The organism is Nocardia rhizosphaerihabitans (assembly GCF_014646295.1).
Taxonomy (GTDB): domain Bacteria; phylum Actinomycetota; class Actinomycetes; order Mycobacteriales; family Mycobacteriaceae; genus Nocardia; species Nocardia rhizosphaerihabitans.
Window position 1 is genome coordinate 163,590 of the sequence record NZ_BMNE01000007.1, and the last position, 14,490, is coordinate 178,079.

The window sequence follows — 14,490 nt, forward strand, 5'->3', positions numbered from 1 at the left end:
GGCCTTGGCGAGACCGAGGATTCCGGCCTTGCCCGCGGAATAGTTGCCCTGCCCCGCATTGCCGTAGAGCCCGGCCGGGGACGCATCCATGGCATCACCGACGGAGGTCGGCGTCGTAGCGGCACCGACCGCAAGCAGTCGAACAGCGAACGCATCCCGCAAGCCGCGGTCGACTCCCTGAGCCGCCGTGTCCGTCGGTTTACGGTGCGTTCAATCCTCGGTGAGCGCGCTGATCGCCGCGCGCAGTCGGGTGGTCGCGTCGGCGACGACGGGGTCGAGCGCGGGTTCGCCGGTGACGCTGGCCATCAGCTCAGGGTTCATGGCCTCGACGATGATGGAGTCTGTCGCCGTGCGGTCGCGGCGCACGACCACGTTGCAGGGCAGCAATATGCCGATTTGCCGATCGATCTCGACAGCGCGGTGGGCCAGGGACGGATTACAGGCACCGAGAATGCGGTAATCCTCCATCTCCTCATCCAATTTGGCTTTCAAGGTCGCGCGCATATCGATTTCGGTGAGAATGCCGAATCCCTGGGCGGCCAGGGCCGTTGTGGTGCGTTCGATCGCGTCGTCGAAGGTGGTGTGCAGGGTCGTCGACAGAGCCAGGTCCATGACAGATTCCTTTCGATCAGGCCATCTCCCTCATCATGCATTCGCGCAGGCCGCTGGCGACGATCGTGAATCCCGCCCGATCCAGCGCGGGAGACCGCAGCCAGTTGGGTGACGACGTTCTTGCCATCGCGACCCGCCTCGATCATTATCCCCCTGCGCAGACCACGCACCCCGGCGCAGACCCGACTCAGCGCGCCGAGGCGATCTCCGTCGCGGGGACCGCACTGCGCAGGACCTCGACGACGGTGTCGATCAGCGCGTCGGCGCGTTCGGGCGAGAACAGGCCATCGATGTAGCCGAGATTCAACGACAACTCGCCGGTGCCGAGGCCCACGGTCAGCATCATGAGACCGCTGATCGACATGCCGGAGACGAATTCGGCGCCCGAGATCTCCCAGTCACCGATGCGGGCGGGGAAATCGCGGGTGTCGAGCGAGGTCAGGCACAGGTTGCCCGGACCGCGGGCGTCCAGTAGCCCGACCACCTTGTCCGGGTGTGCCGGTGTCGTGGGCAGCATGAAGCCGATTCCGCCCAGATTGGCCAGGTGCTGGCGCTGTTCGATACGGCGCGCGAAGTCGGCGGCGAACGCGATGGCCGTCGGCCACAGTGGTTGGCCTGCCGGCGTCGGCAGGGCGATCATCGCCTGGTAGGCGCCGGTGTGGGCGGGGGTCAGCGACCGGTCGAGCTGCTCGCGGAACAGTACCGAGACGCCGACCGGGAAATGGGCTTCCGGCGCACCGGCATCGCTACCGGCGGCCCGCGCCAGCGCGGCGGCGACCAGACTCGCCACGGGCACCGCACGCTCGTCGCAGGCGGCCAGGAGCGCCTGGTACTCGGCCCCGTCCACCACTCGCCGCGTCAGCTTGGTGAAACGCTGCGTCGGCGCCACATCGGCACCGGCGCCGAGCCGTACCGGCTTGACCCGGAGATCACGCACCCCGTCGGCCGCGAGGCGGGCGATGGCCTTGCGCTTGCCGCGCCAGCCGTGGAAAGGCTTGGGGAACAAAGCTTCCGGTGCGGGCGGTGCAGGCACCTCGGCGACCCAGTCACCCGCACCGGCGGCGAGCTCGAGCACCTGCCGGGCGAACGACAGCACGGTCACCGCGTCGGCGATGGTGTAGGTGGAGGTCAGCACGAGATCGTGGACGCCCGGGCCGGCGGTGATCAGGGTGGCCCGCAGCAGCGGCGCCTCCGCGTCGAATCGGGTCCGCAACTCGGTGTCGGCCTCGGCGACCCAATCGCCGGAGGTGACCTCACGCAACGGAATCGGCCGCATCGCGACCGGAACAAAGCGTGGATCGCGGCCTTCGTCGCTGCGCACCACGGCGTGCAGCATCGGGTGCCGCCGGACCAGCGCGGCCAGACCGGCGCGCACCGCGTCCGCGTCGAGATCGCCGGTGACGCGCACTCGCGACACGATGTGCAGCGGCGCCACCTGGTCCACGGTCCAGTGCCAGCGTTCCAGCGTGGACAACGGCCGCGGCAGCGCGGCCACCGGGGTGGGATCGCCCAGGCCCGGCCAGGTCATCGGCTCGGCCAGACTCGCCTGCAGCTTGGCCTCGTTGCCCTTGGCGATGAAGCTGTCGCGAATCGCGATCACCGCGCGATTGCGGGTCTGCTCGAGCCGGCCGAGCTTGCGGGAACCGTCGACGAGCATGGTGGTGCGCGGAATCCGGCGCTGCTCGTAGACCCGCAGCGCGGTCTCGGCGGCGTCGTGGGTGGCCAGCGCGTGCGCGAGCACCACCGCGTCCTCGATCGCCGAGTTCGCGCCCTGGCCCAGGCTGGGGAGCATCGGGTGGGCGGCATCGCCGAGCAGGGTCACCCGGCCGCGACCCCAGGCGGTCAGCGGTGGCCGGTCCTGCGCGGGCAGCGCGAGAATGTCCGATTCCGGGGTGGCGGTGATGATGTCGGTGATCTCCGGTGCCCAGCTCGCGAATCTGCGCAGCAGGTCGTCTTTGCCGTGCCGCCAGTCGGCGGCCTGCTCGGCGGTCGTGGTCATGGTGGCCCACCAGTAGACATTGCCGTGCCCGATGTCGTGGATGCCGAAGCGCATGCCCCGGCCCCAGTAGTGGATCGAAGCACCCGGTTCGATCGCCGGATGGGCGAACGGCACCAGTGCCAGCCAGCACACGAACTTGCCCGGTCGAGGAGGCTGCGATCCGTGCAGCTGAGCACGGATCGCGGAGTTGATGCCGTCCGCGCCGACGAGCACATCGGCGGAAAGCGAACGGCCGTCGGCGAATTCGACCTGCACCGCGTCGGCGGTCTCGGTGAAGCCGACCGCGTCGGCACCCAGCTCGACCCGCAGGTCCTCACCGCACGCCGCCAGCAACACATCGTGCAAACTCTTGCGGCTGACCGCGACCGCGGGCGCGCCCAGTTCGGCATCGATGGCCGCCACGTCGACGCGCCGCAGGTCCGAGCCGTCGGGTCGGCGGAAGGTGAACGATCGGGCCTGTCCGCCGACCCGGAGCAGCTCCTCGTCGATGCCCAGATCCAGGGTGCGCAGCGCGTTCATCGCGTTCGACTGCACCGACAACCCGAAGCCGGCCGCGCGCAGTTCGGGACCGCGCTCGCACAGCACGACATCGATTCCGGCCCGGCGCAGGGCCGCGGCGGCGGTGAGCCCGCCGATTCCGGCGCCGACCACTAGTGCCGACTTGGCGGGAGAAATCACTGGATATCCTTGCTGGGTAGTGGGATTCGTCGTCATGCGGTCGCCGCCGCCTGGCCGAGCAGTCGGGCGAGGCGGGCCGCCACTGCGGCGACCTGCGGGGACTGGATCAAGGTCAGGTGGTCACCTGGTACCTCGATCACCTCGAGATGCCCTGCCGCGTAGGCGTCCCAGCCGTTGGTGGGATCTCGATGCAGGGTGCCCGCCCGATCATGGGCGGGGCGGAGCACCTGCGGCAACGGCTCCGCGGCCCGCAGCAGGGTGATGTCACCGTCGTAGGCCTGCGGCCGGTAGGCGTCGATCGCCCGCCACCCGGCCACGAACACTTCGAACAACCGCCGGACCAGTGCACGGGATCCGGTGGGCGGCAGCACGCCCGCGTCGACCGCGGTGGCGAGGATGAAGTCGAAGACCTCCTCCTCGGTGGTGAATTCGACCGGGATCTCGATCACCGCGGTGTCGGCGCCGCGCGCCAGCCACAGCAGCTCCCAGAGGAAGAACTCGTAGAGCGCGTGCTCCGGCACCGGCATGCCGTCGCCGTGGCGCACCGTCATGGTGTCGATCAGGACCAGGGTGCCGATCTCGTGACCGGCCTCGGCCAGCTGGCGGGCCATCTCGAAGGCGACCATGCCGCCCAGCGACCAGCCGCCCAGGTGGTAGGGCCCGGTCGGCTGGACGCGGCGGATCGCGGCGATGTAGTTGCCCGCCATCTCGGCGATGGACTCGGCCGGGGTGCTGCCGGTCTCCAGACCGGCCGCCTGCAAGCCGTAGAGCGGTTGGCCGTCGGGCAGATGCTTGCTCAATTCGACATAGCAGAGCACATTTCCGCCGATCGGGTGCACCAGGAACAGCGGGGTTCCGGAACCAGGACGCAACGGCACCAGTGGATCGAACCCCGTCTCGGCCCGTTCGTCGAGCTGTCCGGCCAGCGCGGCGACCGTGGGACCGGTGGCCAGGGTCGAGACCGGCAGTGACACCCCGTAGCGCTGTTCGATGGACACGATCAGCCGCATCGCGGTCAGCGAGGTACCGCCGAGGGCGAAGAAGTCGTCGTGCACACCGACCTCGGGCAGGCCGAGCGCTTCGGCCATCAGAGCCGCCAGTCCGGATTCGGCGGGCGTGCGCGGGCGGACCCGGTTCGCCGAGGTGGCGGCGGGCAGTGCCATCCCGGCCAGGACCGCGTCGGCCCGTTTGCCGCTCGGTGTCAGCGGCAGCTCGTCGAGCCAGACCAGGCGGCTGGGAATCATGTAGTCCGGCAACCATTCCCGCAGCGCCGCGACGATCCCCGGCTCGTCGACCTCGGCGCGGGAGCCGACCAGGAACGCCACCAGCAGCGTCTGCGCGCTGGAACCCCCTGCGGCGGTGTGCGCCACCACCGCGACCTCGCTGACGCCGGGCAGGTCCGCGGTGACGCGGTGCAGCGCGAGCTCGACCTCCATCGGTTCCACCCGGTGGCCGCGGATCTTGACCTGGCCACCGCGGCGGCCGTCGCTGACCACCTCGCCGCCGGGCAGCCCGCGACCGATGTCGCCGGTCCGGTACAGCCGCCGCCCCGGTGCGAACGGGTGCGGGACGAAAGCCGCCTCGGTGAGGTCGGGCCGGTGCTCGTAGCCGTGCGCGAGTGCGGCGCCACCGAGGTAGATCTCGCCGGGCGCGCCGTCGGGAACCGGGCGCAGCCGGTCGTCGAGGACGAGGATCTCCACGCCATCGATGGCGGTGCCGATCGGTGGCAGCGCCGGGAACAGCGCCGGGTCGCCGGTCATGGTGTAGCGGGTGGCGACGTGGGTTTCGGTGGGGCCGTACTGGTTCTCCAGCACGACATCGGTTCCGGCCGCGCACAGCGCCCTGATCTCCTCGGTGACGCGCAACTGCTCGCCGGAGGAGATGATCACCCGCAGCCCGGCCGGTGCGGTCCCGAGCCGGACCGCGGCCTCGGCCAGCTGCTGCAAGGCCACGTACGGCAGGAAGATCCGTTCCGTGCCCGTGCTCGCGAGCACCCGGGCCAGCGCGGGCAGGTCGCGGCGCTGCTCCTCGTCGAGCAGGACGAGGCGGCCGCCACCGCACAGCGTCGAGTAGATCTCCTGGAACGACACGTCGAACGACAGCGGTGCGAACTGTGTGGTGACCGGCGCGGTGTCCCGGCCGGGAAGCGAGCCGCTCGCCGTCGAGAGTTGCCAGCGGATCAGATTGGCCAGTGCGCGATGGGGCATGGCCACGCCCTTCGGTGTCCCGGTGGAGCCCGAGGTGAACAACACGTAGGCGGTGGCATCGGGATCGCCGGCGGGCAGCGGAACCGGCGCGCCGGGAGCGACGAGTTCGTCGAGGGACAGACGCGCATGCTCCGGTGGCACCAGGGCTTCGTGGTCCGTGCCGGTGATCACCGCGAACGGCCGTGCCTGCGCGAGCATCGCGTGCAGCCGTGGGAGCGGATAGGTCACGTCGAGCGGCACGCAGGCGGCGCCGGCCTTGGCGATTCCGAGCACCGTCGCGATCTGCTCGGGCGACCGGTCCACCGCCAGCGCGATGCGGTCGCCCTGGCGTGCGCCACGCGCAGCCAGGGTCGCCGCGATGCGGTCGGCCAGGGCGCGCAGTTCCGCGTAAGTCAGTGTCCGGGAGCCGAATTCGATCGCCACGGCGTCCGGGGTGCGGGCAGCGCGGGCGTCGAACAGGTCGATCACCGTGCCCGGCGACGTCGCGGCGGGCAGGGTCTCCGGCACCCTACCCAGGGAGCCGAAGTCCGCCGTTGCCGTGGGGTCGCCGGTGAGGAGGTCGAGGACTCGCAGGTAGGTCGCGCCGATGGCTGCCAGCTGGTCGCGGGTGTACGCGGCGGGGTCACCGTCGATGCGCAGCCCCAGCGTCCCGTCGAGCGGGTTGCGGATGGCGTTGATCAGCAGGGCGAAGTTGGTGTCCTCGCGAATATCGATCCCGAGCAGGGTGACATCGAGCGCGTCCATGGCCGCGCCCGCCGCGTGGAAGTGCACGTAGTTGAACGCGGTGTCGAGGACGACGCCGAACTCGCGCTGCACGTCGGTGAGCGGAAACCGCTTGTGCGGTGCGCTGTTGCGTTCCCGCTCGAAGACACCCGTCAGCACCTCGCGCCGGCTGCGACCGGCGAAGTCCAGCCGCAGCGGCATCGTGTTCAGGAACAGTCCGGCCATCCGCTCGGCATCGATGCGCTCGGGCCGTCCGTGGGTGACGACGCCGGTGGTGACATCCGTACGTCCCGACAGCAGGCCGACGGTGCACAGGTGCGCGGCCAGCAGGACGGCCTTCACCGGGATGTGCGCGGCGGCGGCGACCTCGTCGGCGCGGGACAGGAGCTCGGCGCCGACCGGGACCGACACCGATACCCGCGCATCCGACGGCCCGGCGACAGGTGCCGCATCGAGGGGAAGATGGGGTCGCAGTCCGGGGATCCGGATCGTTTCGGCGCCGTCGAGCTCCCTGGCCCAGTGGTCCCGATCGGCGGGATCGGTCAGCGAGTCACGCTCGGCACGAACGTATTCCGCGAACGACGGGAGCTCCGCGGGGAAGGTGGCGACGCCCCGATAGTCCGCCAGCAGTTCGGAGATCAGCGTCGCGACACTCCAGCCGTCGAGGATGGCGTGGTGGAACGACAGCACCAGCTCGATCCGGTCGGCGAGCCGGAACACCGCGAGATCGAACAGACCGGGCTGTTCGAAGACGTATCCGCGCCGTCGTCGTTGCTCGACATGCTCGCGAACCAGCGCCTCGGCCTCGTCGGTGCCGGTCGTGCGCAGGTCGACGATCGTCAACGGCGGTGCGAGGTGGGCGTGCACGAGTTGCAGCGGCTCGGAGTAGCCGGCCAGTTCGAAGGAGGTGCGCAGCATGGGGTGCCGGGCGATCGAGCGCGCCAGCGCGGCCCGCAGGGCGTCCTCGTCCCACGGCATCCGCAGCGAGTACCGGAAAACATCGTGATAGAGCGATGATTCGGCGCGCTCGCGGCTGTGGAACAGCATGCCGAGCTGCAGCCTGGTCAACGGGTACGCGTCCACCACATGCCGCAGACTCGCGCGGTCGATCCCGGCCACCAGTTCGAACGGCGCGAGCGCGACGGCGGCGACGGCGCCGGTGCCTGCCCGTTCGGCCAGTTCGGCGATGGTGGGGCATTCGGCGATGTCGCGAGCGCTGATCACCAGTCCCCTCGCCTCGGCCCTGGCCCGGACGCGCAGCAGCAGGATCGAGTCACCGCCGAGGTCGTAGAAGTTGTCGAACACCGACACCGACTCGCGGTCGAGGACCTCGCGCCAGATCAGTGCCAGCTGTTCTTCGACGGGCGTTCGGGGCGCCGTGTGCCCGACGGCACGGTCTTCCGTGGTGATCGCGGCCAGGGCGGCACGGTCGGTCTTTCCGCTCGGCGTCAGCGGGATCGCGTGGACCCGGACGAACTGCGACGGCATCATGTACTCCGGCAGCATCGTCGCCAACGCCTTGCGCAGCGCGCCGGGATCCGGAGCGGATTCGGTTACGCAGTAGGCGGCCAGATACGCGCCGCGGTCCGGCGCCTGCTTGTCGATGACCGCCGCGGCGGTGATGCCGGGCAGCGCGGCCAGCGCGTTCTCGACCTCGCCCAACTCGACCCGGTTGCCGCGAATCTTCACCTGCCGGTCGATCCGGCCCAGGTACTCCAGTTCACCGTCGGCGAGGCGGCGGGCAAGATCGCCGGTGCGGTACATCCGCTCGCCCGGATGGAAGGGGTCGGCGACGAACTTCTCCGTCGTCAGTTCCGGGCGATCGCGGTAGCCGCGCGCCAGTCCGACCCCGGCGATGCACAATTCGCCCGCGACGCCGACCGGTTGCGGTTGGTCCGACGGTCCGAGCACGTAGAGGCGCGTGTTGTCGATCGGCCGGCCGATGGGCACCCGGGTCACTGTCTCGGCCGGGTCCGTCGGGCAGTCGTGGAAGGACACGTCCACGGTGGCTTCGGTCGGGCCGTACAGGTTGACCAGCCGGGGCGCGTCGGCCCCGAGGCCGGCGAAAGCCCGGTTCCACCGGTTGACCTGATGCGGGAGCAGCGCTTCACCGCTGCAGAACACCGTGCGCAGACCCGCGGCCTCGGTCACCGCGGTCGGGTCGGACTCCAGCAGGTCGAGGAAGGGCGTCAGCATCGACGGGACGAAATGCATAACGGTGACGCCGAAGTCGGCGACAGCGGCGAGCAGCTCGCGCGGATCCTTCTCGCCACCCGGCCGCAGCAGCGCCACCCGAGCACCCTCGACGGCCCACCAGAACAGCTCCCACACCGACACGTCGAACGAGGACGGCGTCTTCTGCAGGATCACATCGGCGGGACGCAGCGGGTACCGCCGCTGCATCCAGCCGATCCGGTTGATCACCGAATGATGCTCTACGACAACCCCTTTGGGTCTTCCGGTGGAGCCAGAAGTGTAGATCACGTAGGCGGGGTCGGAGCCGACGGGTACCGGAGTCCGCGCCGGGGTGCCCGTCGACCAGCTCTCCGGCGACAGCACGATCGCGTCGCCGGACACCTCGGCGGCGGTCAGCACCACCTTGGCGGCGCTGTCGGCCAGGAGGTAGGCGACCCGATCGGCCGGATAGCCGGGATCGATCGGGACATAGGCCGCGCCGGCGTGCAGGGCGGCCAGGATCGCCACGAGCATGTCCGGCCCACGCTCGAGCAGCACCGCGACCAGGTCGCCCGCCCCGACCCCGGATCCGCGGAGCAACCCGGACAGGGCGGCGGTGCGGTCGACGAGGTCGCGGTAGGTGATCGTGTCCCCGGTGGCGGTGTGCACCGCGACCGCGTCCGGCGTGCGCTCGGCCCTGGCCAGGATTTCGGCGATGACGGTGCTCTGGTGCGCATAGGGCCGCGATGTCACGCGATCGCGGTCGACGAGCAGGTCGTGCTCGGTCGCCGACAGCATCGGCAGCTGCGCGGGATCGCTGTCGACGGCGTCGATGCCTGCGCGCAACAAGGCGACCAGGTGGTCGGCGACGGATTCGATCGGGTAGTCGGTGTCGAAGATGTCGGTGGCGTGATCGAGGCGGATCAGCAGTGGACCGTCGTCGTCGATCTCGGAGATCGTCCAGGCCATGGCCAGCGGGCTGTAGCCCTGCGAGGGCTGTTGTACCTCCTCCAGTCCCTCGATCAGGCCGGCGGCCGAGGGCAGGCGGGGATAGGCGACGGTCACGTCGAACAGCTGTTTCGCCGGATTGCCGAGGCGGCGCAGCTCGCCCATGAGGTCGCCGAGCGGGTAGCGCTCGTGCCGCTTCATCCGGCGCACATCGGCTTTCACCGCCGCGACCAGCTCGCGCACCGTGACGCGGCCGCCGGTGTGGATCGGCAGCGGGAGGGTGTTGGCGAAGTGGCCGATGGTGGCCTGTTCGGTGGGATTGTTGCGGTTGCCGAAGGGGATGCCGATCACGACGTCCTCGGCGCGCAGCACGCGCGAGAGGTAGAGGCCGAGCATCGCGCAGAAGTACGGGTACAGCGACAGACCGGAGGCACGAATCCGGTTGACCAGCAGCCGATCCAGGGTGAACTCGTAGGCGGCGACCGGTGCCAGCCCCTCGGTAGCGCGCGGTCGGTCGAACAGCGCGGGGGTCGCCCCGGCGAGCTGGGACACCACCGCGTCACGGTCGATGCCGTACTGATCGCTCGCCCGGTAGTCCCGTTCGAAGTCCAGGCACCGCAGGAACGACGATCCCGGCAACTCGATCGGGTTCCCCGACACCGTCGTCGCGTAGTCGGTGAGGACCTGGGCGCCGATGTGGAACAGTCCCGTCGCGTCGGCGGCGACATGGTGCGTGGTCAGGACGAGGTACGACGAGCCGGCTCCGGCGTGGATGATGTGCGCCCGGAACGGCACCGCGCCGAGTAGGTCGACCGCGGAGCCGGCGAGCTGCCCGATCCGGCGCTGCGCCTCGGCATGCGGATCTGGGGCGTCGCCGACGTCGATCACCTGGACCGGCGGCATCGGCTCGGTCGACAGCTCCTGGGCCGGGACGCCGTCGACGACGCGGTAGCGCAGCCGCAGCCCGTCGTTGCGCGCCCAGGTCCGCTCGATCGCGGCGATCATCGCGGCGTCATCGACGGCGAGGGAGAAGCGCCCGACCACGCTGGAGAGATAGCTGGGCAGACCGGGAAAGTGTTCCACGACGGTCCAGATGTCGCGCTGGTAGGCGGTGAGTGGATAGCGCATGGAAACGGACATGGATATACCCCTGAGGTGAAGCGCTGAAGTGTGCTCGACCGCGCGGCACTGCTGCGATCGGAGTTCCGTCCGGTGGTGTATTCGCCCGACTGATCGGGCGATGTCACAGATGATCCGTGTGCTCGACTGGCACTACGGCCACTGTGTCACGCACGCCACGTGATAGCCAATGTTGTTGTGCGGTAACAGAAGTCACTCAGAGGGGAAAATCAGCCGGATCGGTGGGGATTTGTCCGGATCAGTGGTCGTGCGCGACGAGGCGGCGGCCGGAACATTGCCTCGGAAGCCAAACCGCCACCCAGTAGCTGGATCAGTCCTCGCGGACGGCGATGTGACGATGGACTCGTCGCAGGAATCCCGGCGCCCACCAGTTGGCGGCGCCGAGCAGGCGCATGAAGGCGGGCACCAACACGCCACGTACCACGGTGGCATCCATCAGCACCGCCAACGTCAAGCCGACGCCCATCAGCTTGGTGAAGGCGACCTGAGAGAACGCCAGCCCGATGCAGACGATCGCCATCAGGGCGGCAGCGGCGGTCACGATGCGGCCGGTCCGTTCCAGTCCGTAGGCGACCGCGTCGGCGGTCACCCCGCGCATCCGGTACTCCTCGGCGATCCGAGACAGCAGGAACACCTCGTAGTCCATCGACAACCCGAAAGCCAGGCAGAAGACGAGGACCGGCACCGGCGCGGCGAGATAGCCCGTCTCGGTGAAGTCACCGACCAGCCATTTCAGGTGCCCGTCCTGGAAGATGTAGACCATCGCGCCGAAGGTCGCCGACAAGCTCACTGTGTTGAGCAGCACCGCCTTCAGCGGGATCACCACACTGCCGGTGAACGCGAACAACAGCACGAGCATCGCGACCACGATGAGCGCGACGACCAGGGGCAGGCGCCCCGCCAACCCGGATTCGGTGTCGGCGTTCTCGGCCGTGGCGCCACCGACCAGCAGCGGCGCGGGCGAGGCCGTGCGGCGGATGTCGTCGAGCAGGACCGCGGCTTCCTGCGAATACGGATCGAGGTCGGGGATGACCGTCAGATGCGCGCCGTCGGGCCCAGGCAGACCGCGCACCTGCCGCACGTGCGGCAGGTTCTGGAGCCGCTGGGTCAGATCGGACAGCTCGGCAGTGGAGATCGGCCCGTCGACCACCACATCGAAGCGGGCCGCCGCGGTCGCCGGGAATTCGGCGCGCAGGACGTCACCGACCTGTCTGCTCTCCACCGTCGGGGGCAGGGCCCGATCGTCGGTCAGGCCGAGCCGCAGTCCGGTGAACGGCAGCCCGAGCAGGATCACCACCAGCAACGCGGCGCCCCCGAAGAGCCAGGGACGCATCGTGACTCGCCGTGCGGTGCGGTACCAGAAACCCTGCTCGGGCGGCGTGGGGGCCGGTTCGGGACGCCCGCGCAGCCGTCGCAGCCCGCGACGCAGATCGAGCGCATCGATGCGGTGACCGAACAGCATCAGCAAGGCCGGGAGCAACGTCACCGTGGCGAGTGCGGCCAGCAGTGTCACCGAGAGACAGGCCATGGCCAGCGAGCGCAGGAACGGCATCGGGAACACCAGCATCGCCAGCATCGCGATGACGATCGTGGCGGCCGAGAACAGGACGGTGCGACCGGCGGTCGCCACGGTCGCCCGCACCGCGCTGGGCACGTCGCGGCCCGCGCCCCGTTCCTCGCGGAACCGGCTGACGACGAACAGGCTGTAGTCGATACCGAGGCCGAGACCGAGCACCGTGGTGAGATTCAGCGCGTAGCTGGAGACCTGGGTGAACTCGGTGAGCACGCGCAGGATTCCGAAGGTGCCGATGATCGACACCAGCCCGAGCACCAGCGGCAGTCCGGCAGCGACCAGGCTGCCGAAGACCAGCACCAACAGGACGAGCAGAATCGGGATCGATACCGCCTCACCGACTTTCAAGTCATGCGAGAGCTGTTCGGTGACATCGTGATAGGTCACCGCCGCGCCACCCAGGCGCAGGTGCAGGGCGCCGTAGTCCCGATCCCGATAGCTGTCGACCAGCCGCGAGACCACCGTGGCCACCACGATCTCGTCACCGGGAATGTCGACGGCGACCAGTGCCTTGCCGCGATCGGCGTTGCGGAGGAACTCGGGTGATCCGGTGGACCAGTACGAGCTCACCGAACGCACACCCGGCAACGCGGCCAGCTCGGCGGTCAGTTGCAGACCGGTGGTGGCGACCGTCGGCGTGTCCACCGTGCCCACCTCGGCGGGAACCTCCACCAGCACCAGGACATTCGGTGTCCCGGTGGTGTACTTCTCGGCCAGGATCCGGGCGGCGCGCGCGGATTCGGCATCCGCGTTCCAGAACCCGCCGCCGGAGAGTCGCTGCTGCACCGACGCGCCGCCAGCGCCGGCAAGGAGAAGCAGCAACACCACCACCGCGACCACGGTTTTCGGTCGCCCCACAGTCAGCCGCGCGAGTACTCGCACTGTCCCTCATCTCATCGCGGGCACCGCACGTGCACTCCGGCGCCGGTCTCGGCGCGACGACCATCTCCACCGCCGCGACTCGGGCGTGTCAGGGTCGGCGCCGGTGCCTCCCGCAACCCGGGTCGGAGCCAGTATCGATGCGCGAATGAGCTGTGTCACTGCATCATTCGATGAACTTTTCGCTCTTGAATGGGCTTCGGCGACAGGTGCCGGCCCCGGATGTGCGCCTCAGCCAGCCCTGCTCGCCTGCCCCATGCTCCGGCGACGATGGTCAGCCCACGGCTCTACAGGCCGTTGCCCGTTTGCCGGGTGAGTAGTCGGCGCAGCACGGTAGGGGTGTGGCCGAGGTGCTCCCTGATGGTCCGAGTCAGGTGGGGCTGGTCTGCGAAGCCGAGGTCCGCGGCGAGATCGGCGAGACCGGTTTCGCCGCCGGTGAGCCGGTCGATGGCGTGGCCGACGCGCACCCGGTTGCGATATTGGGTCAGCGACACGCCCATGTGTTGTGAGAACACCCGGCTCAGCCGGTACGGCGAAACCCTCAGCAGTCCAGCCAGCGACCGCAACCCCGCGGCTTCCGGTGCACCGGTGAGGATCGCCTCCCTGGCCGCGGCGACCAGCGCCTGGTCGGCAGGGCGGGGAAGCGGGGTCGGCCAGGCGGCGGTGGCCGCGACGAGTCGGAGCAGTTCCTCGGTCAGCGCATAGTCGATATCGCCGGCGACAGCGGCATGGAGCAGCCTGCGGTGTGCCAGGTCGACGCGCGCATCGATATACACCGATCGTGCGGCCGTCGGACCTTCCCAGAAGTCGGGCGCGACGCTCACCGAGGTGCAGACGTCACCGCCGGCGGGGTGGGCGAACCGTTCTTCCTCCCCGGGTGCGCCCAGATAACCGAGAGTGGGATCCAAGTCGGCGTCGACCCCGTCGGCTCGACGCCGGAACCTGCCGCGCCGCACCAGAACAAGGCGGTGATCACCGCAAGCCTCCGGCGCCGACCAGCGGGTGTGGTCGGCGTGGCACGTCACTGTGGTCACGGTGAAGTCCGGCCGGACGGCAAGGGGTAGGGCGCACAGCATGCGCTGACCGTACGCCGAGGCTCCGACACAACGACCCCGCAAGGATCTTCAAGACTGGCGGCGGGTCCGGGCTGAATGCTGAGTGGGCAGACCCCACACCGAGGAGAAACTGACATGACCGCCCACGCGGAACTCACCGCGATCATTCTGGACTGCGCCGCACCCAAAACGTTGGCGCAGTTCTACCATCACCTCACCGGCTGGAAGATCACCCACAGCGACGACGATTCCGCCTATCTGGGTGAAGGCACGATCCAGTTGGCGTTCCAGCGGATCGACGACTACAAGGGCCCGGGCTGGCCCGATCCTGGTAAGCACGCCCACCTCGACTTCACCGTCGCCGATGTGGAGAGTGCGACCGAACAACTGCTCGCGCTCGGTGCGACCAAGCCGGACTTTCAGCCCGGAGCGGGCCAGTGGACGGTCTTGGCCGATCCCGAGGGCCATCTGTTCTGTATCGCCGCGGCCTGAAGGAGGACA

At 69.5% G+C, this 14,490-nt stretch carries 6 protein-coding genes and 1 pseudogene; 1 reads left to right on the forward strand and 6 read right to left on the reverse strand.

The genetic code is table 11. The features are described 5' to 3' along the window. Nucleotides 1-210: 210 nt before the first annotated feature. From IEY60_RS27770 to IEY60_RS27795, 6 genes and pseudogenes are all read right to left on the reverse strand, one after another. A complete protein-coding gene (locus IEY60_RS27770) occupies nt 211-612 on the reverse strand; it encodes a DUF302 domain-containing protein (protein WP_189033449.1) in 402 nt (133 codons plus the stop codon). A 16-nt stretch (nt 613-628) separates the two neighbouring features. After that, nucleotides 629-758 (reverse strand): annotated as a pseudogene (locus IEY60_RS27775) (metal-sensing transcriptional repressor). A gap of 41 nt (nt 759-799) precedes the next feature. Beyond that, entirely contained in the window at nt 800-3,289 is a 2,490-nt protein-coding gene (locus IEY60_RS27780) for an FAD-dependent monooxygenase (RefSeq protein WP_189033450.1), read from the reverse strand. 32 nt (nt 3,290-3,321) lie between these two features. Beyond that, a complete protein-coding gene (locus IEY60_RS27785) occupies nt 3,322-10,482 on the reverse strand; it encodes a non-ribosomal peptide synthetase (protein WP_189033451.1) in 7,161 nt (2,386 codons plus the stop codon). Between the two features lie 310 nt (nt 10,483-10,792). Continuing rightward, complete coding sequence (locus tag IEY60_RS27790) at nt 10,793-12,937, reverse strand: MMPL family transporter (protein ID WP_189033452.1); 2,145 nt, start codon at nt 12,935-12,937, stop codon at nt 10,793-10,795. Nucleotides 12,938-13,221: 284 nt separating this feature from the next. Continuing rightward, complete coding sequence (locus IEY60_RS27795) at nt 13,222-14,010, reverse strand: helix-turn-helix domain-containing protein (RefSeq protein WP_189033453.1); 789 nt, start codon at nt 14,008-14,010, stop codon at nt 13,222-13,224. Nucleotides 14,011-14,124: 114 nt separating this feature from the next. Between IEY60_RS27795 and IEY60_RS27800 the strand changes: the two genes are divergently transcribed. Further along, nucleotides 14,125-14,481, forward strand: coding sequence for a VOC family protein (locus IEY60_RS27800; RefSeq protein ID WP_189033454.1), 357 nt, complete (start codon nt 14,125-14,127; stop codon nt 14,479-14,481). Nucleotides 14,482-14,490: the final 9 nt, after the last annotated feature.